The 18,662-nt window shown below is 66.0% G+C and carries 15 protein-coding genes; 8 read left to right on the forward strand and 7 right to left on the reverse strand.

Annotated features, from left to right (window positions below):
* Positions 1–6: 6 nt before the first annotated feature.
* The 4 genes from M3N53_10165 to M3N53_10180 form a co-directional block, all read right to left on the reverse strand.
* A complete protein-coding gene (locus tag M3N53_10165) occupies positions 7–1,338 on the reverse strand; it encodes an MFS transporter (GenBank protein MDP9068690.1) in 1,332 nt (443 codons plus the stop codon).
* Positions 1,335–1,745, reverse strand: a complete 411-nt coding sequence (gene mce, locus M3N53_10170) for a methylmalonyl-CoA epimerase (GenBank protein ID MDP9068691.1) — start codon at positions 1,743–1,745, stop codon at positions 1,335–1,337. Before mce ends, M3N53_10165 begins: the two co-directional genes overlap by 4 nt.
* A 67-nt stretch (positions 1,746–1,812) precedes the next feature.
* Complete coding sequence (locus M3N53_10175; GenBank protein ID MDP9068692.1) at positions 1,813–2,589, reverse strand: crotonase/enoyl-CoA hydratase family protein; 777 nt, start codon at positions 2,587–2,589, stop codon at positions 1,813–1,815.
* 152 nt (positions 2,590–2,741) lie between these two features.
* Positions 2,742–7,184 (reverse strand): protein kinase, encoded by a 4,443-nt coding sequence (locus M3N53_10180; GenBank protein ID MDP9068693.1) that lies wholly within the window; start codon positions 7,182–7,184, stop codon positions 2,742–2,744.
* 258 nt (positions 7,185–7,442) lie between these two features.
* Between M3N53_10180 and M3N53_10185 the strand changes: the two genes are divergently transcribed.
* On the forward strand, positions 7,443–8,636 hold the full coding sequence (locus M3N53_10185; GenBank protein MDP9068694.1) for an acetyl-CoA C-acetyltransferase: 1,194 nt from the start codon (positions 7,443–7,445) through the stop codon (positions 8,634–8,636).
* A 29-nt stretch (positions 8,637–8,665) separates the two neighbouring features.
* Here the strand turns inward: M3N53_10185 and M3N53_10190 are convergent, their stop codons facing one another.
* Together M3N53_10190 and ccrA are read right to left on the reverse strand one after the other, a co-directional pair.
* Positions 8,666–9,088, reverse strand: coding sequence for a DUF983 domain-containing protein (locus M3N53_10190; GenBank protein ID MDP9068695.1), 423 nt, complete (start codon positions 9,086–9,088; stop codon positions 8,666–8,668).
* 380 nt (positions 9,089–9,468) lie between these two features.
* Entirely contained in the window at positions 9,469–10,755 is a 1,287-nt protein-coding gene (ccrA, locus tag M3N53_10195) for a crotonyl-CoA carboxylase/reductase (protein MDP9068696.1), read from the reverse strand.
* Positions 10,756–10,937: 182 nt separating this feature from the next.
* Here ccrA and M3N53_10200 point away from each other — a divergent pair, with 182 nt between their 5' ends.
* A complete protein-coding gene (locus tag M3N53_10200; protein ID MDP9068697.1) occupies positions 10,938–12,443 on the forward strand; it encodes a hypothetical protein in 1,506 nt (501 codons plus the stop codon).
* Between the two features lie 39 nt (positions 12,444–12,482).
* Here the strand turns inward: M3N53_10200 and M3N53_10205 are convergent, their stop codons facing one another.
* Entirely contained in the window at positions 12,483–12,869 is a 387-nt protein-coding gene (locus tag M3N53_10205) for a DUF5319 domain-containing protein (protein MDP9068698.1), read from the reverse strand.
* Positions 12,870–13,156: 287 nt separating this feature from the next.
* Here M3N53_10205 and M3N53_10210 point away from each other — a divergent pair, with 287 nt between their 5' ends.
* From M3N53_10210 to M3N53_10235, 6 genes are all read left to right on the forward strand, one after another.
* Entirely contained in the window at positions 13,157–13,345 is a 189-nt protein-coding gene (locus M3N53_10210) for a Flp family type IVb pilin (protein ID MDP9068699.1), read from the forward strand.
* Positions 13,346–13,508: 163 nt separating this feature from the next.
* Positions 13,509–13,889: a pilus assembly protein gene (locus M3N53_10215; protein MDP9068700.1), complete on the forward strand. Its 381-nt coding sequence runs from the start codon at positions 13,509–13,511 to the stop codon at positions 13,887–13,889.
* A 4-nt stretch (positions 13,890–13,893) separates the two neighbouring features.
* Positions 13,894–15,267: a pilus assembly protein TadG-related protein gene (locus M3N53_10220; protein ID MDP9068701.1), complete on the forward strand. Its 1,374-nt coding sequence runs from the start codon at positions 13,894–13,896 to the stop codon at positions 15,265–15,267.
* Positions 15,268–15,291: 24 nt separating this feature from the next.
* The gene (cpaB, locus tag M3N53_10225) at positions 15,292–16,026 is read left to right on the forward strand and encodes a Flp pilus assembly protein CpaB (protein MDP9068702.1); all 735 of its coding nucleotides are present in this window, start codon (positions 15,292–15,294) and stop codon (positions 16,024–16,026) included.
* A complete protein-coding gene (locus M3N53_10230) occupies positions 16,023–17,219 on the forward strand; it encodes an AAA family ATPase (protein ID MDP9068703.1) in 1,197 nt (398 codons plus the stop codon). Before cpaB ends, M3N53_10230 begins: the two co-directional genes overlap by 4 nt.
* A 10-nt stretch (positions 17,220–17,229) precedes the next feature.
* Complete coding sequence (locus tag M3N53_10235; protein ID MDP9068704.1) at positions 17,230–18,660, forward strand: CpaF family protein; 1,431 nt, start codon at positions 17,230–17,232, stop codon at positions 18,658–18,660.
* Positions 18,661–18,662 lie beyond the last annotated feature (2 nt).

Raw genomic sequence — 18,662 nt, forward strand, 5'->3', positions numbered from 1 at the left:
ATCGGATCATCCCACCGGCTCGTGAGGCTCGACCGGGTGCTCGTGTGCTTCTGTGTCCGCACCCGTCCCCCGGCCCGCACCGCGCGGCAGACGCAACGCGATGAACAACATCAGGAGCGCGGGGAGCGCACCGACGACATATGCCCCCTCGTAGTCGAGGGAGCTCTCCGCGACCGCACCGATCAGCGAGGGAGCGATCAGATAGCCGAGATCACCTGCCATCTGATTAACCCCCACGGCCGCACCGGAGCCCTCGGCCGGGATCGCGTCGGCGAGTAGCCCACCCGCGGCCGTTCCGCCGGCTGCAACGCCGGCTCCGATCGCGATCATCAGAGGGAAGAACGCCCATGGGACCGGCTGGATCTGGCCCATCAACAGCGTCGCGACACCAACCACCGCGAGGCTCGGGACCAACACCGACCGACGGCCGTAGCGATCGGAGGCGCGGCCTGCGACCCACAGGATCAGGACCTCACCCACCGCCAGCATCGTGATCGCCAGCCCGATCTGCTCTGCCGACAACCCGAGCCGGTTCTTCGCGTAGACGACGCCGACGATCTGGCTGGGGCCGGAGACCGTCCACCAACCGACGAAGGTCGCTAGGAGCGCGGCCACATAACGGATGTCGTGCAGCAACGGCCGCGCCGCGCGCAGCGCCTCGAGGGGCGACCGTCGCTCACGCCTGAACTTCGATTCCTCGCCGCCCATCACGACGTGGGCGATGACGGCCGCGAACAAGAGGCCCGTCGCGTAGAAGTGGAACGGAGCCGCGAGGCCGAAGCGCCGCGCCACGATCCCTCCCAGCACGGGCCCAGCGGCGATCCCCACCAAGAACGACGAGCGGAACGCGCCGGTAGCGCGTCCCATCGCCTCGGGTTCGATGATGCGCAGGATCCTGTTCATGAGCCCCGCGATGAACAACGCCGACCCCGCGCCGCCGAACCCCCGCGCCAGCACCAACTGCGGGAAGGTGGCCGCGAAGCCGGCTGCGTAAGACGAAATTGCAACGATCAAAAGACCCGCCATCGTCGACGCTCGTTCACCGAACCGGTCCACCACGAGCCCCCCGACCAGACCGAAGGAGAACCGGGTCAGCCCGAAGACGAGTTGGACCAGGCCGATGGCTGCGAGCCCCACCCCGAACGACTCCGCCAGCAGCGGCAGGACGGGGATCACCATGCCGAACCCGAGCGCGACCGTGATCGATACGGCCAGCAGCTTGCGGAACTCCGGGCGTTTTAGGGGAGAGACGACCCCCGGGCCCGAGGGCGGGATCGCGATCGGAGCTAGGTGATGCCCGGCTTCCTCCGTAACCTCTCTGCGGGGACGCTCCGTCAATGCGAGGCAGGGCGCTGGATCAGCTCGACGAGGAGCCCGTGGTTGCCCTTGGGGTGCACGAACGCGACCATGTGGCCGCGCCCCCCCCGGCGGGGAGCCTCGTCGATCAACCGCACCCCTTTGCCCTTCAGATCGGCCAGCGCGGCCTCCAGGTCCTCGACCTCGTACGCGACGTGGTGAAGACCCTCGCCCCGCGTGGCGAGGAACCTGCCGACGGTGGTATCTGGCCCGGTGGCTCCGAGCAGCTGCAGGTACGAGTCGCCCAGAGGCAGCATCGCCTCTTCCACACCCTGGTCCTCGACCCTCTCCCGGTGCTCGACTTCGAGGCTCCACACCTGTGCGTAGTGGGCCACTGCCGCGTCCAGGTCCGCGACGACCAGGGCGATGTGTTCGATCTTGCTGAGCATGGCGCGGCATCCTATGGCGCCAGGCCCGAGCTCCCACGACACTTAGACCTCGGGCCGAGCCCTCTTTTCAGATGTCTTCGAAGCTCCCGTGGCGGCCGCGTCCGGCCGCGAAGCGTTCGGCTCCCGCCTGCGTCTCTCCGGATGCGCTCGCCTCGACGCCGCCGGAGAACTCGGCGGTCATCGCGTCCCGAAGCGAAAGACCCCACTGCGAGAGGAGCGAGCGCCGGTCGGCGCGCATGACCGACTGCGGGAACCGGGCTATGTCTTCCGCCAGCGCCACCGCGTCCCGCAGCGCGTTCCCCGGCTCCGACACACGGTTGACGAGGCCCATCCGGTGTGCCTCTGGCGTCCCGACCGGTCGCCCGGTCAGCACCATGTCCAGGGCGTTGCTCTGGCCGATCAGGCGAGGCAGACGGACCGTGCCTCCATCGATCAAGGGGACGCCCCACCTCCGGTCATAGAAGCCGAAGGTAGCGTCTTCCGCCGCCACCCGCAGGTCGCACCACAGCAACAACTCGATGCCGCCTGCGACCGCGTGACCCTCGATCGCCGCGATCGCGGGCTTGTCGAGCACCATCCTGGTCGGTCCCATCGGTCCGTCGCCCTCGGGATCGACCCGGTTCGCCCGTTCGGGATCGTTCGCCATCGCCTTCAGGTCTGCTCCTGCGCAGAAGGTGCCGCCCGCGCCGGTCAGGACCGCGACCCTTTGCGACTCCTCTGAGGCAAAGTTTCGGAAGGCGTCCGCCAGAGCTCGCGCCGTAGGTCCGTCGACGGCGTTCCGAACCTCGGGACGGTCGATCGTGACGATCGTCACGGGGCCGCGACGCTCTATCGCTACGGTCATGTCTGTCCATCCCCTCTCGGCTGCCTCATTAGACATCTAGCGATCCCGTGTCGGCTCGCAGTGGGCATCTCAGCGCGGACCAGCCTTCTCTGCCCTTTGTCGCACGACTCTCAAGTCTCCCCGCGAACCGCGGCGCGAGAGGCGTTGCTAGATCATCTTCGCCACTCGATCGGGGCGATCCAGTGTGACCGGGACAGCCCCTTTAACTGCACCTCCCGGCCGTCGCTGAAGAGGACCCCGCTGTCTCGCGTTAGGTCGTGGGTCCGTTGCGATACGAGGATCTGCCCGCCCGCGGCTTGGTCGGCTATGCGCGCGGCCAGGTTCACGTTGGTCCCATACACGTCGCCTGCGTCGGCAACGACGGGGCCGGAGTGGATCCCGATGCGGAGTTGAACCGGAAAAGCAGGGTTCGCTTTCCTGAAGTCGTCGAACGCGCGCTGGACGGAGACCGCGCAGCGCACCGCGTCCCACGGATCGATGAACGTCACGAAGAACCCGTCGCCTTGCGACCGCACCTCGTACCCGTGATGTGCCACTACCTCGGCTCTGAACAACCTGTTGTGCTCGTGGAGTATCTCCAGCCACCGAGCATCCCCGACGGCTTCGTTGATCGCGGTGGAACCTTCGATGTCACTGAACAACATGGTCACCATCCCGCTGCCGGCCTCGGGGTGGAGCTGTGGCGCCTCACGCCGAACGGCCGCTGCTACCACGTCGATCGACGTCCGGATATCCCCCGACCCGAACCCCTGCAGGTCAAGCTTCAGTGACATGATCTTCTCGATCAACGGCTTCATCTCGCACTCGTGCGCCAGGTCGAGTGCCCGCCTTGACAGTGAGAGTGCTCGGTTCCGGTGCGCTTCCGCGTCCCACCGCTGGAGTACGACGGCGTAGTCGTAGAGCGTGTGTGCGAGCCATGGACGGGCCTGCATCTTTTCGTTCGCAGCGATCGCATCCTCGAAATGGCGTCGGGCGAGGTCCTGCGAACCAACCGTGGCCGCGAGCAAGCCGAGGTAACGCGACACCGAGCCATAGCTCATCACTCCGGGCCCGGCCACTGCCGTGCGGTGAGCGAAGGGAAGCAGCCGCTCGTACAGCACGCGAGCGCGGGCCTGGTCGTTCAGCTCCGCGCACGTCATCGCGAGAACGCACGTGGCGAGCAACCAGGTGAGGTCGTGCGGGAGGCAGAAGTCGTTTCTCGCCAGCTCCTCGAACACCTGTACCGCGTCCTCACGCCGACCCAGTTGGAGATACATGTGCGCGAGCTCCACGCGCCATATCGGAAGTGCGCTGTATTGGTCGACGAACTCTTCGACCGCCGGTGCTATCTCCGCGAGCCTTCCCTGTTCAGTGCGCAGGTGCGTGAGTTGAGTTCCGTATGCGAGGAACGCGTTCTCGTGACGTGCCCGTTGGCCGGTTTCGAGCGCGATGTTCATCAACGTCTCTGCCTCGTCGAACCGCCCTTCCAGCAGGGCGAGCATCGCGCCGTAGAGAGGGCTCAGCCACACGTAGGACGGATCTCGCAGCTCCTGCGTCAGCTGGTCATAGGCGATCATCGACCTTTTTACGCCTGGGACGTCACCCGCTTCCAGGAGGTCGATGATCATCCAGTTGCGCCCCAGCGTCTCCATCTTCTTGTCGCCGGCGCGGTGGGCCGTGGTGAGGATCTCTGCGGCGATGGCCACTCGTTGGTCTAGCCCTTCCGGCGCCCATAGGGCGTGGTGTCTGCTGTTGAGGGCGTACGCGAGCGTGGGTCCGTCCTGGAGACGCCGCGCCATCTCGACGGCGGCCCGGCTGACGTCGTTCCGCCTCTCGGCCTCGTCGCAGTAGTAGAGCTCGACCCCGAGCCGCGCCAGCAGGCGCGCTCGCAGGATCGAGTCGGCTTCCGATAGGTGATCGAGTGCCTCGTCGATGAGCGTGATCAGTTTCTCGTCGGCGTCGCCGGTGCCGAAGGTCATGAAGCCAGGGGCGAATCCGAGCGCCGCGCGCGTTAGGCGCTCCCCGTCTCCCAGCTTGCGTGCGATCTCAGCGGCCTGCATGAGCCGATCCCTCGACTTGTGGACGCGTCCGGCTTTCGCCTCGGCCTCGCCCATCGCCAGCAACAGATCGCACCTTCGCGGTTGATCATCGACGCGGTGCTGTTCGATCATCTGAAGTGCGTCCTCAGCCAGTCGAGCGGCATCTTCAAAGGCGAGCCGCGCGTAGGCCGCGCGCGCGGCGCGTTCTGAATAGTCGATCGCCTTGAGCGCAGCTTCCCGCGTTCCCGCCTCGGAGAAATGGTAGGCAAGCTCGGGCAGGTGGTTCCCCGGTCGCTCCCCATACAGGGACTCCATCGCGTGGGCGATCCGGGTATGCGCCCGCGCCCTGGCGGACGACGACATCTCCTCGTACAGGCTGTCTGCGATCAGCGCGTGGGCAAAGCTGTAACGGCGCCCGACCTCCACGTCGACGAGCACGCGCGACGCGACGCACTCCTCCAGCCGATCGAGGATCTCGTTCTTCGGAAGGTCGCTCACACGCTCGAGTACCTCGAGTCTGAACTCGCGGCCGATCGGAGCGGCCCTGACCAGCAGTCGACGCGCCTCTACGGACAGCTGCTCCAGACGCCTTGTGATCACCTCGCGGACCGTCGGAGGGATGCTGATCTTGAGGGCGCCCAGCGAGCCCTCGTCTTCGCTATCGGACTGGGCGTCCACCAGGTGGACGACCTCGGTAAGGAAGAACGCGTTGCCCTCGGTCTGTTCGTGTACGCGCGCCACGAGCTCGGTGGGAGCCGGCCGCCCGATCGTCTCCTCGATGAAACGGGCGACGTCTGCCGTAGACAGTCCACCGAGGCTGATCCTGAGCGTCGTCGGCTCTCGCACGATCTGGCCGATCGTCCGGGCCAGCTCGCGAGATTGCTTCGCCTCCTCTGTGCGGTACGTGGCGACAACCAGGACGCGGGAGAGGTCCAGCTGCCGAGCCACGAATTGCAGCAACAGCAGAGACGACTGGTCCGCCCAGTGAAGGTCGTCGATGAAGAGCACGAGCGGTTGGCTCTGGGAAGCCCGGCTCAGGAATGTCGCGATCGCATCGAATAGCTGGAAGCGAGATGACTCCCCTTTGCCCGCCGTGGGAACCGGAAGGTCGGGGAGTGTGTCCCGCACTTCCGAAACCAACTGCGCGATGTCCGGGGCCCCGGACCCGAGCTGAGATGCGAGCGTCTGCGCGTCGCGCTGGTAGGCGAACAGCCGGATCATCCTTATCCAGGGCCAGTACGAGGGGATCCCCTCCTCCTGGTGGCAGCGAGCAGTCAGCACCTGAGCCCCCCGCAGGCGCGCGTAGGTGGCAAGTTGTTCCACCAGGCGGGTCTTTCCGACACCCGGCTCTCCCTCCACGAGCACGACGCGCCCGTCGCCCGACAGCGCGTGCGAAAGGGCCCTCTTCAGCTGCTCCATCTCGTCGCTGCGACCCACGAACACCCCGGCCGCCATCTGCTCCACCGCCCACGCGGGCGCGGCATCGGCGGCCACTTCCCTCTCACTACTGGAAACGGAAGCGCAGGCGGCAAGACGCTCCTTCACCTCGTCCGCGCTCGCGGGCCGCTTCTCGGGGTCCTTCTCGAGAAGGCTGAGGATGAGCATCTCGAGCGGGCGCGGGACCTTCGGGTTGTGCCAGCTCGGTGCGATCGGGGTCGTGTTGATGTGCTGGGTGACCACCGCGACCGGGTCGGGCCCCAGGAACGGCGGCCGCCCGCAGAGGATCTCGTAGAGCATCACGCCGAGCGAGTACAGGTCGCTCCGAACATCAGGGACCTTCCCCAGTGCTTGCTCGGGCGACATGTAGGCCACAGTGCCGACCATCAGTCCCTCCACCGAGAGCCGCTCTTCCGCGAAGGAGTGTGCGAGCCCGAAGTCGCCCAACGTCGCCCGACGGTCGTCGGTGAGCCAGACGTTGCCCGGCTTGACGTCTCTGTGGACCACGCCCAGCGCGTGCGCATGGGCGAGAGCGTCTGCGACCTGTTCGCCGATCCGGATGGCCTCCGTTACTTCGAGACGGTTGTCGGGCGATGCCTGAAGCAGGTCGTCGAGCGAGCCGCCCCCCATGTACTCGCTGACGATGTAGGTGTCGTGCTCGTCTTCGACGACGTCGTGAACGGTCACGATCTGGGGATGTCCGCCTAGCCGTCCCATCGCCCGAGCCTCACGGCGGAAGCGGGTGAGCCCCGCCTCGTCGAGCCCTTCGGTCTTGATCTGCGACACCGCCACGTCGCGATCGAGGCGAACGTCATGGGCAAGGTAAACGCGTTTGCGCGCTCCTTCCCCGACCATCTTCTTCACTTCGTAGCGACCGGCCCCGAAGTTCGCGGGGAGCGGTGGCTGCGGGATGAGCGCCGTCGCCGCCCCCAGCACCCTGCTGCCGCACTGCGAGCAAAAACTGGCGTCGGCGGCTACGTGGGCGCCACACTCGAGACAACTGCTGTGCAGGTCGCCCGAGCAGCGATCGCAGAAGCGGGCGTCGCTGCGGTTGGCCCGGCCGCACGAGGAACAGACGACGAAGGCGTGCGCACCCGTTTGCCGCTCTTCAAGCTCGTCCCGACGTCTCCCCGCTGACATGCTCGCCCCCTCCAGGGTTCCCTGGCGTTCCGAGACCAGCAAATCGCCGCATCGGCTATCGCTCAATGCCACTCTTCACGCCTGGGATGTGCCTTATTACGCCTTCTGCCCGACATATGACGTGTGCCGTCACACCTCAGGCGTGACATCGCGGTGCACATCCGTGACCGCGGCGTGAACTGCGGGCACCGGCCGACGCAACGACTCGTAGAATCGCCGGATCTCCCGGAAAAACCGTCCCGCGAAAGGGGTTCGCCCATGGCCCGCTCCGTCATCGTCTCTGCGGCCCGCACCGCCATCGGGAAGTTCGGAGGCGCCCTCGCCGACGTTCCCGCCGTAGATCTCGGGGGTCGTGCGATAGAGGCAGCGCTGCAGCGGGGCGGTGTCTCCGGCGACCAGGTGGATTACGTGATCATGGGCCAGGTGCTGCAGGCGGGCACGGGGCAGATCACCGCGCGCCAGGCGTCGATCAAGGCGGGCATCCCGGACTCGGTTCCGGCGCTCACCATCAACAAGGTCTGTCTGTCGGGGCTGAACGCGATCGCGCTGGCCGACCAGCTCATCCGTGCCGGTGAGGTCTCTGCGGTCGTCGCGGGGGGCATGGAATCCATGGATCAAGCCCCCTACCTGTTGCCGAAGGCACGCACGGGCTACCGGATGGGCGACGGCAAGATCGTCGATTCGATGATCTTCGACGGCCTTTGGGACGCGTTCACCGACAAGCACATGGGCGCGCAGTCGGAAGACGTCAACACCGAGTTCAAGATCAGCCGTGAGGACCAAGACGCCTGGTCGCTGCGGTCGCACCAGCGGGCCGCGGCCGCGATCCAGGAGGGACGCTTCGCCGAGGAGATCGTTCCGTTCGAGATCCCGCAGCGCAAGGGCGACCCGATCGTCTTCGACACCGACGAGGGCGTGCGCGCGCAGACGACGGCCGAGTCGCTCGCGAAGCTGAAGACCGCGTTCAACAAAGAGGGGACGATCACGGCGGGAAACGCATCTCAGATCTCCGACGGCGCCGCCGCGGTCGTGGTCATGAGCCCCGAGCGGGCCCAGGAGCTCGGCGTCACCCCGATCGCAGAGATCGTGGCCCACGGGATGTCAGCAGAGAAGCCGCCGTACCTCCACACGGTTCCCGCGCTCGCGGCGCAAGCCGCGCTCAAGAAGGCCGGGATGTCGATCAGCGACATCGACCTCGTCGAGATCAACGAGGCCTTCGCGGCCGTCGCCATCCACTCGACGCGCATGCTGTTCAACGGCGACCCGGATGCGGGCGAGAAGGTCAACGTGAACGGCGGCGCGGTGGCGCTAGGTCACCCGATCGGCTGCACGGGCGCGCGGCTCACCGTGACGTTGCTCCATGAGCTCAACCGCCGCGGAGGCGGAACCGGTATCGCAACGCTGTGCGGTGGTGGCGGCCAGGGCGACGCGATCATCTTCCGCACGCTCTAGTCGGCCTGCTCGGGGGCGGCCCTGCGGCCCTAGCTGCCTCTGCGCTCGCCCTCGTACGGGTGGAGCCTCGTGTCTACCCACACCCAGATGGTCTTGCTCGGCCGGTACCACAGCCACGGGCCGATGCCCATCACCACCAGGGTGATGACGGCCAGAGGCGTCCACGCTACGTCGGGCCAGGTCAGCACGATGCCGCCCACGAACAGAACGAAGAAGACCACGATCGCGATACCGATGTTGATGGCCATGGCGCCGACCCAGTAACCCTCCTCGTGCTCGTATCGGTGTCGACAGGTCGGGCAGCGATCCTTCGTCTGTCCGAACGACCTCCAGATGCCTTTGCCTCCGCAGAGAGGACAACGAGCTAAGAGAGCAGGAACGAGTCCGGTCACGCAGCGGAGTCTGCCCCACGCCGCACCCAAGAAAACACGAGCGGAGGGGCGGACGTGCATCGGCTTGAGCAGCCTTTGCGCAACGAGCGGAGGCGGTGGCGTGTCGGGGTTTGAGCGGACCGTGGAGGGCCACGTCGCTCGATAGCCGGACAACATCAGCGCGACGTGGCCCGATTCGAGGGAGAGCCGGCGCCGTCCCATCCATGAGCGGAGGGGCCAGCCGGCGGCGTAGGACAGCAACGAGCGGAGGCGGCGGCGTGTGCGGGTTTGAGCAGGCCGTTCGGAGGGCGACGTCGTCCATAGCGGCACGAACGCGGCGACGTCGCCCGGAGCCGAGGGAGGCTGCCGCCGTCCAGGCGGCCGCCGACCGTGCCAGCGATGCCCGCGCCGCCGCCGCCGGAGCGGGGGCGACCTACCCGTACCGGTCGCCCCGGAGCGAGTTAGTCGCTGAAGCGGCGGAAGAGCTCGATCTTGTCCCGGTGCTTCTCTCGCAGCTCGGGATCGCTGACCCCGAGGCCGTCTTCGGGCGCCAGCACGCGGATGCCGATCTTGCCCTTGTGCAGGTTGTGGTGGACCTGGAAGGCGGCCTCGCCAGTCTCGGCGAGCGGGTAGGTCTTCGACAGGATCGGGTGGATCTTGCCTAGCGCCGCGAGCCGGTTCGACTCCCAGGCCTCCTTGTAGTTGGCGAAGTGCGAGCCGATGATCGACTTCAGCATCATCCAGAGATAGCGGTTGTCGTATGTGTGCTCGTAGCCAGAGGTGGAGGCGCACGTGACGACCTTGCCGCCGCGCTTCGTGACGAAGACGCTGGCGCCGAAGGTCTGCTTGCCGGGATGCTCGAAGACGATGTCGGGGTCCTCGCCGACCAGCTCGCGGATCTTCTTGCCGAAACGGCGGAACTCCTTGTGGTCCTGGCGTCCGTCCTTCCAGAACGCATAGCCCTCGGCCTTGCGGTCGATCACGTGCTCGACGCCGATCTCGTGCAATAGGTCGACCTTCTCCTGGGATGACACAACCCCGACCGGGATGCCTCCGCCGTTCAGGACGTACTGGCACGCGAAGCCACCGAGGCCGCCGGTCGCCCCCCAGATCAAGACGACGTCACCCTGCTTCATGTTTGCGCCGTTGGGCGATACGAGCATGCGGTAGGAGGTCGAATTCACGAGACCGAGGCAGGCAGCCTCCTCCCACGCGAGGTGCTTGGGCTTGGGCATCAGCTGGTTCGCCTTGACCATGGAGATCTCTGCGAGGCTGCCGAAGTTCGTCTCGAACCCCCAGATGCGCTGGCCGGGGTCCATCATGGAGTCGTCGTGCCCCTGCGGAGCCTCCATGTCGACGTAGTTGCAGTGGACCGTCACCTCGTCGCCGGGCTTCCAGCGCGTCACGCCCGGACCCGTCTTCAGGACGACGCCCGAGGCGTCGGACCCGACGATGTGGTAGTCGAGGTCGTGGCGGGCGCCCAGCTCGCTCTCTCGGCCGAACTTCTCCAGGAAGGCGAACGTCGAGACGGGCTCGAAGATCGAGGTCCACACGGTGTTGAAGTTGATCGCGGACGCCATGACGGCGACCAGACACTCGTTGGGGCCGAGCGGCGGCAACGGGACCTCATCCACGTGGAGGGACTTCCGCGGGTCCTTCTCCTCCGCGGCGATGCCCTCGAACATGTCCTGTTGATCCTTGCGGGTGAAGGCCGCGGTGATCGATTCCGGAAGCTCGAGCGCGCCGATGTCGTTGCCACCGGCTCCGCTCAGGATGGCGTCTCTGATCTGGGAGATGTCTCCGCTCACTGGTCACGTCCTCCTTGGCTGAGTGGCTGGGGGAGCCTAGTGCAAACAAGTCAGGAGCAACCGGCCTGATGCCGATACGTTGAAGAGGACGAGAGGGAGGAAACGGCCGGAAGGTGCCGACGATGAAGAGGATCCTGGCAGGTGCTGTCGCCGTCGCCGCTGCTATAGCCGCGGCTCTGCCGGCCGCGTCCTCGCCGGTGGATGTCCAGTATGTCTGCTTCGACCGCGTCGCCACTATCGAGGGGGCGGGCCCCGACGGCGTCGTCCGCGGGACGGAGCGGGCGGACGTCATCGTGACGTTCGGGCGCGACGACATCGTGTTGGGACGTGGTGGCAATGACCGGATCTGCACGGGGAGTGGCGCCGACTACGTCAGCGGTGGAACCGGGCACGACCTGGTCGACCTCGGGCGCGGAGACGACCTGGCCTACGGCGGAGACGGGCTCAACTACCTGAACGGCAGCGGCGGCGAGGACCGGCTGAATGGGGCGTATGGCGCGGCCGACACCCTGGTGGGCGCCGCGGGAGAAGACGTGCTCAGGGCCGGCGATGATGGTGGCGACTACCTCTTCGGGGGCCGCGATGCGGACAAGCTGCAGGGCGGCCACGGGAGCTTCGACTCCGATCTGCTGCTCGGCGGTGAGGGGGCGGACATGCTCGACGGCGGCAGCGGCTCGGACACCGTTTCATTCAACTTCGAGGACGCCGCGGTCCAGGTGGACCTGTCGCGTCAGGCGGTCGCCCCGGTGTCGACCGGAGATACGTTGCGAGGGATCGAGAACGTCTGGGGCAGCATCTTCGATGACGCCATCACCGGAGACGCGCTGGGGAACCGAGTCCGAGGCGACGACGGAAGCGACGCCATCGCGGGCGGTGCCGGACAGGACCACCTGGACGGTGGAACTGGCGGCGACACGGTCGACGGAGGCGAGGGCGTCGACGTCATCTCGTTCCTGGACTCGCCGCTCGGGGTGACGGTCGACATCCAAGCCGGAACCGCCACCGGTGCCGGCAGCGACTCCGTCACGGGATTCGAACACGTCGCTGGCTCCGCTCATGACGACGAGATCTACGGCGACGCCGCTTCAAATCGCATCTTCGGGGGCCGCGGCGCCAACGTCGTCTTGGCGTTCGGCGGTGACGACTTCATCGACCAGGCCGGCGGTGGCGATGCCGGCGAGGGATCGGACGAGTGCTTCGACGCCGGCGGCGTCGAGAACTGCGAGGTTCACATCCACGGTGATCCTGCCGCATTCACGACGATCACCTCGCCGCTCCACGCGGCCACTCTCGCGGTATCCGAGTTGCGCGAGATCGTCGGAACCGTGAGCTCCGGCGCCTTCGGGCCACGCCCGCAGAGGGTCGAGGTAGCGCTGCGCCGCATGCGCGGCTCTGGTTGCTCGTGGTTCGATTTCCGTCAGCAGCGCATGCAGCCCTGGCACTGCGAGCGGCCGATCTGGGGTGAGGCTCGTTTGGACGAGCAAGACGGCACCTGGACCCGTCGTATCCCGAGGCCGACGCAGCTTCTGAGCGCGGGCCGGTACGAGGTGCGGGCGCGCATCGCGCAACCCGGCTACACCGAGGACCTGAGGTTCACGTACAACGTGGTGGAATTCCGCCTGCGCTGATCCACCCGTCTTCGGCGCGACGCTTCGTTGGGCGCCCGATCATCCCGCCCCCGTCGCGGGATCGTCGTTCACGATCACCTGGACGAGGACGTCGCGCGGCTCGGTCACTCTGTACGACTCGTACCCATCGAGTAACCCGCATGCGTAGTCCCACGAGACATAGTCGCGAGGGTTGGGATCGCAGGCGGGCTCGTGCGCTCGCAGGTGCCCTTTGTCGAGCACTTCTTGAAGCGTCCCCGCGATGAGCTCCCACTCCAGGTAGTGGTGCCCGTCGCAGAGCTCGCAGCAGAACGCCGCCCCTTTGATCCCGTCGCGGCCAAATACCTCTTTGAGCACGGTCACATCGACGAGGTTTTGTTCGACGACCTCTAGCTCTGTCTCCGCGAACGAAGATCGGTTCTGCGGAGGGACATGCTCTCGTCGCATCCGGATGTTCCTCCCCCTCACTGGCGACCGGCGCGTCTCGGCCGACGTCTCTTTTTTCTATCCCGGTCGAAACGAACCGGCACCATTCAAAATGCGTATATGCAGCTACACCGAACGGTGTGGCTTCGATTTCTACTCGTCTCCGCATCGGCCCGGAGCCTGCAAAGTGCGTATCCGTAAATACGCCGACTGCTGCATCTCAGCTTCCTCGCTCGGGCCTAGCGTGCTCGTCACATCGCCGTCAGCAACGGCTGAGGGCAGGAGCGTAAGAAGGGAAGTGACAGCAGATGCAGATGCTGAACGCACTGGTAGCCCGGTTGCACGAGCTGAACAACGAGAAGGGCGCAACCGCGGTCGAGTACGGCCTCATGGTGGCGCTGATCGCGGCCGTGATCATCCTCGCCGTGACGGCGGTTGGTGCCGACGTGAACGCTGCGTTCAACAGGGTCGCGGACGCGATCAACGTCGCGCCTTAACTCAAGGGTCGAGTAATGGCAAAGAGCCGGGGCGAGTTGTCGCCCCGGCTCTTCGCGAAAAGACCCGAGCGAGTGTGTTCGCCGGCGCCCCCGCGCTACGAACCCTAAGCAGCTTGTGCGACTAGTCCGCATGACCGTCGATCGAGAGCGACTACGGGAGCCAATGGATCCGCAGACGAGAACGAAGCGAACGCGAAGGATCTGCGACGAGGACGGCGCCGCCGCCGTCGAGTTCGCGATCATCCTTCCCGTCCTCATCCTGCTCGTCTTCGGAATCATCGAGTTCGGCTTCGTCTTCAACCGCTGGATCAGTGTCACTCACGCAGCGCGCGAGGGCGTTCGGTCCCTCTCGCTGTCCGACCCCGATGCCGAAACGGACGCGGAGGCGTCGGCGCCCGATCTCGGAGGCCCCCTGGACTGCACCGCGTCCTACCCGGCAGACGATCAGGTCCAGATGTCCTGTACCACGCAGTACGACCTGCAGCTGGTGATCTTCACCGCGCCCTTGGACGTCACCTCCACCGCACGGATGCGGAAGGAGTGACGCCGTGAGGGTTCGGGTGAGGATCCGATCGCGCATCCCGACGGGCGAGCGTGGAGTGACGACCGTGCTCGTCGCGATCCTTGTCATAGTGCTGTTCGGCTGCACCGCGCTCGTCGTCGACGTAGGCCGCATGTATGAAGAACGCCGGGAGCTCCAGCGGACGGCAGATGTCGCCGCCATGTCCGGAGCGCAGCAACTGCCCGCGAGCAAGGCCGACGCCGACACGACTGCGAAGTTCTACGTCACCGAGAACCCGAGCGTGCACCACGAGGTCTACGACGAAGAAACCGACGACGTCATAACTCAGCGTCTGCAAGACGGGGACCAGGGTTGTCCGATCGAGCTGAACGGCGCCACTCACTACCTCGACTGTGTCGACGTCACCGTCCGCGCGAGGGCGTTCGATTTCCTGTTGGCACCGGTCCTGGGGTTCGACGGACGCCACTTCAAGAGCGACGGCTCCGGTAACCCGATCGGCGCAAAGGCCACCGCGGTCGTCGGAAGCGGCGCGCTCGGTGGCGAGAAACTGGTCCCATGGGTCGTCGTCGACTGCCCCGACGAGACCTACGACGGCCACGCAGGCGATTCGGCCACGTACGACGAGATCGTAGCGAAGGTCAACAACGACTACCCTGGGCGATGCCCCTACGAGTTCTCTTTGGAGGGGTGGGGGGGCCCCCGCGAGGAACTGTTCCTCGACACCGGAGGTCAGTCGAGCGGCAATTTCCAGGGCGCCGACCTGAAGGGGGAGCCGTGTCCTCCGCCCAACACTCCCGACGGCCTGTTCCCGCACGGCGGCGGCGGTAACGAATACTGGGACCTGCTGGCCGGGCTCGCATCGGACGACGTCGTGCCGTGCCACACCGCGAAGGGTGCCCGCGTGTACCCGGAGACGGGGGTGCTGTCGGGCCCGACCAAGCAGGGCCTGTCCGACCGCGGGGTCAGCACGCTGACCTGCGCGAACGAAGACAGCTTCAACGCGACGGTCCGGGATAGGGACGGCGACGGCATCTATCAGATCCTCGACCACGACAACCCGTGCCTTGTCGGCATCCTTCTGACCGTCCACGTCGACCCGGTGAACGGCGCGGTCGAGACCGACGTCCCGGGCGCTTCGCGCATCATCGAGTTCCAGCACACCGACGCTATCGACGCGGACAACAACGACCAATGGCGGTTCGCTCCCCCTAGTAAAGGGTCGAGCAAGCCCCTGCTGCTCCGCCGCTTGGCGTTTTTCTACATCACCAGTCCGGGACCGCCGCCGGGCCTCCCGGTCGAAGGTCTCTTCCTTCGCGCGTTGGACAGCGCGAACGCAGAACTGGATGGGACTGCCTGCACGGACAAAGACGGTGTGTGCGTAGTGAAGCTTGCAGGTTAGAGACAGGAAGGACAAGGAGACCCGATGAAAAGCAGGTTATTGACCTTGATGCTGGCGCTCGTGATGGGCGGCAGCGCAGTCCTGTTGGTGTCGAGCTATGTCAGTGGCGTCGAGAAGAAGTCGCTGGAGGGGGAGCGGACGCGCTCGGTTCTGGTCGCGAGCCGTTCGCTGCCCGCGGCTATGTCGGGCCGGGAGATCATCGACGCCGAGGCGTTCGAGGTGCAAACGGTCCCCCAGAGATACGCCCTCCCAGGCGCCTTCAGCTCGCCCGACGATTTTGCCGGCCTCACGCTCGCTGACGACATCGCCAGCGGCGAGCAGCTCACCTCGCAGCGATTCAAGACGTCGCCACAAGACGCATTCCTGTCCGAGTTCCCGGAGGGCACCGAAGCGCTGTCGCTGCCGCTCGAATACGTGCGAGGCGTAGCGGGTCACATCGTGGCGGGCGACAGGCTTAACGCCTACGTCACGGCCGAGGCGAAGAAGGCCGCGGGGAAGATGATCAAGAAGTCTCGTATCCCCTCCAGCGCGCGCGTCTTCAACGCGGGAGAAGGCGGCGTCACGATGCTGCTTCTCGAGAACCTCCCGGTGCAGGAGGTCAAGACGCCGGCTGAGGGCAGCAGCAGTGCCGGCGGAGCAACGGCAACCGGCAGCATCGTCCTGGCGGTGACCTCCGAGGAAGCTGCCCTTCTGATCCACGCGCAGGAGAAGGCCAAGCTGTGGTTCACGCTCGTGCCACAGGGAGGCGAAACGGCATGACCAACGTCGTCATATTCGATACCGACCCGCACATCGCCTCGATCCTGAAGGAGATCCTCCGACGGCACGGGAACTTCGCCGTCCGAGCAAGCGCCGACTGGTCGGACGTCAAGCGAAACATCGCCCTTCATGCGAGGTCGGTGGTGGTGCTGGGACCGGACGCGAGCGAGAGCGATCTGCAGCAGAGTTTGGCTGCTGGGCGCGACTATCCCGGGACCGCGTTCGTGCTCGTTGCCGACGCCGCCGACGCCGTGACCCTTAAGAACGCCATGCGTCACGGGATCCGAGACGTGGTCGCTGTCGAGGACGGTGAGCGGGAGCTTCCCTCCGCCGTCATCCGTGCTCACGCGATGGTCGAGACCGAGATCGTCGCGCAGAGGCACAGCGAGACCCGGCGCTCGGGACGCGTCGTCGTGGTGTTCGGGCCGAAGGGCGGGACCGGGAAGACCGTCCTCGCTACCAATCTCGCGGTGCTGGCGGCCGAAGCGAAGATCCACACCGCTCTCGTCGATGCAGACGTGAGCTATGGCGACTGCGCGGCCTCGTTACGGCTTCGTCCCGAGCGGACCTTGGGCGAGATCGCCGGGATCACGGGCGAGCTCGACGAGTCCGCGCTGGCGGGTGTCCTCAGCTTGCATCCCTCGGGGCTCAGAGTGCTCGCTTCCGCCACAGATCCGTTGACGCCGCAGCGACTGGATGGAGCGGTAGTCGGGAGATCGATCCGTGCCCTTCGCACGACCGCGGAGCTCGTCATCGTCGACACGGCTCCGGGCCTGGACCAGCACGCGCTTGCAGCGCTAGAAGCATGCGACCTCGCCTTTCTGGTGACGAGCCTCGACCTTCCGGCGGTAAAGAACGCAAAGCTGGCGCTTTCCGCTCTGGAAAGTCTCCACATCGATACCGGCAAGGTTCGGATCGTCCTGAACCGCGCCGACTCGAAGGTCGGGTTTCCTACGAGCGAGGTCGCAAAGGCGCTCCAGCGACCGATCGCGGCGGAGCTCCCGAGCGATGTCGCCGTCCCGAGATCCCTCAACAACGGGGAGCCACTGCATTCTCACAATCCCAGAGCGCACGCCTCGAAAGCGATATCGAAACTCGCAAGGGATCTGCAGGCAGAGCTCTTTCCTGCAGCAGATGCTCCCAAATCGCGCTCGTTGCTACGCGCGATGAAGCCGCGGCCGGCCGAGTCCTAGAAGGAGAGCCATGTCTGAGCTAGCGAAGCTACTCGCCGACCGCCGCCGGGAGAGCGGTGTTGTCTCGGACCAGACCCCGACGATGACGAACGGAGACGGCGCGTCCGCGCAGCAACAGGTGTGGGAAGGCAATGGTAAAGCCGCTCGACCCGAGCTGTACGACGCCAGACGGCGGCTGCACGCGAAGCTCGCGAAGGAGCTCGGGACGGTCCTCTACCAGCAGGACCTCGAACCCGAAAAGCTATCGAACCACGTGCGCGACAAGCTGGCGCGGCTGTTGCGTGACGAACAGACGCCGATGTCGTCTGAGGAGCGCCGGCGGCTACTCACCGACGTGCAATCCGACGTCTTGGGTCATGGACCGATCGAGGAGTTCCTCAAGGATCCGGAGATCACCGAGGTGATGGTCAACGGGCCCGATCAGGTCTACATCGAGCGAGCAGGAAAGATCTACAAGACCAACCAACGATTCGCCGACGCCGCCCATCTCCGCACGGTCATCGATGGGATCGTCGCCCGCGTCGGGCGACGTATCGACGAGTCTTCTCCGATGGTCGATGCCCGTCTCGCCGACGGCTCACGCGTGAACGCGGTCGTCCACCCTCTGGCGATCGACGGCCCCTTTCTCACTATCCGGAAGTTCTCCGCCGATCCCTTGACGGACGAGGATCTCGTTTCCTTCGGGACCTTCACGAGATCCGTCGCTCAATTCCTGAGGCTCTGCGTCGAGGGAAAGCTGAACGTCTTGATCTCGGGAGGCACAGGGGCCGGCAAAACGTCCACATTGAACGTGCTCTCTTCCTACATCCCGAAAGACGAGCGGATCGTGACGGTGGAAGACGCGGTCGAGCTTCGGATGAATCAGCCTCACGTCCTCCAGCTCGAGTCGCGGCCCCCAAACATCGAGGGCACCGGAGCAGTGATGATCAGGGACCTCGTCAGGAACTCGTTACGTATGCGTCCGGACCGGATCGTCGTCGGCGAGGTCAGAGGGGCGGAGGCGCTCGACATGCTCCAGGCTATGAACACCGGCCACGATGGAAGCATCTCGACGCTGCACGCGAACTCGCCGCGGGATGCGCTGTCTCGTCTCGAGACGATGGTGTTGATGGCGGGAATGGACCTGCCGATGCGGGCGATCCGCGAGCAGATCACGGCGGCGGTCGATCTGATCGTCCACCAGTCCCGGCTGAAGGATGGCTCGAGACGTATCACGCACGTCACCGAGATCGAGGGGATGGAGGGCGACATCATCACTCTGCAGGACGTCTTCCTCTTCGATTTCGACAAAGGTCTCGATGACCACGGCCGCTTTCTGGGACAGCTCAAGCCGACCGGGGTTCGTCCGAAGTTCGTGCAGAAGCTCGCCGACCAGGGCATCCACCTCTCACCCGCGATGTTCATCGAGGACAGTCTTCTGACGGCCGCGGACAGGAGCTAGGG

Source organism: Actinomycetota bacterium (genome assembly GCA_030776625.1).
Lineage (GTDB): Bacteria > Actinomycetota > CADDZG01 > CADDZG01 > WHSQ01 > MB1-2.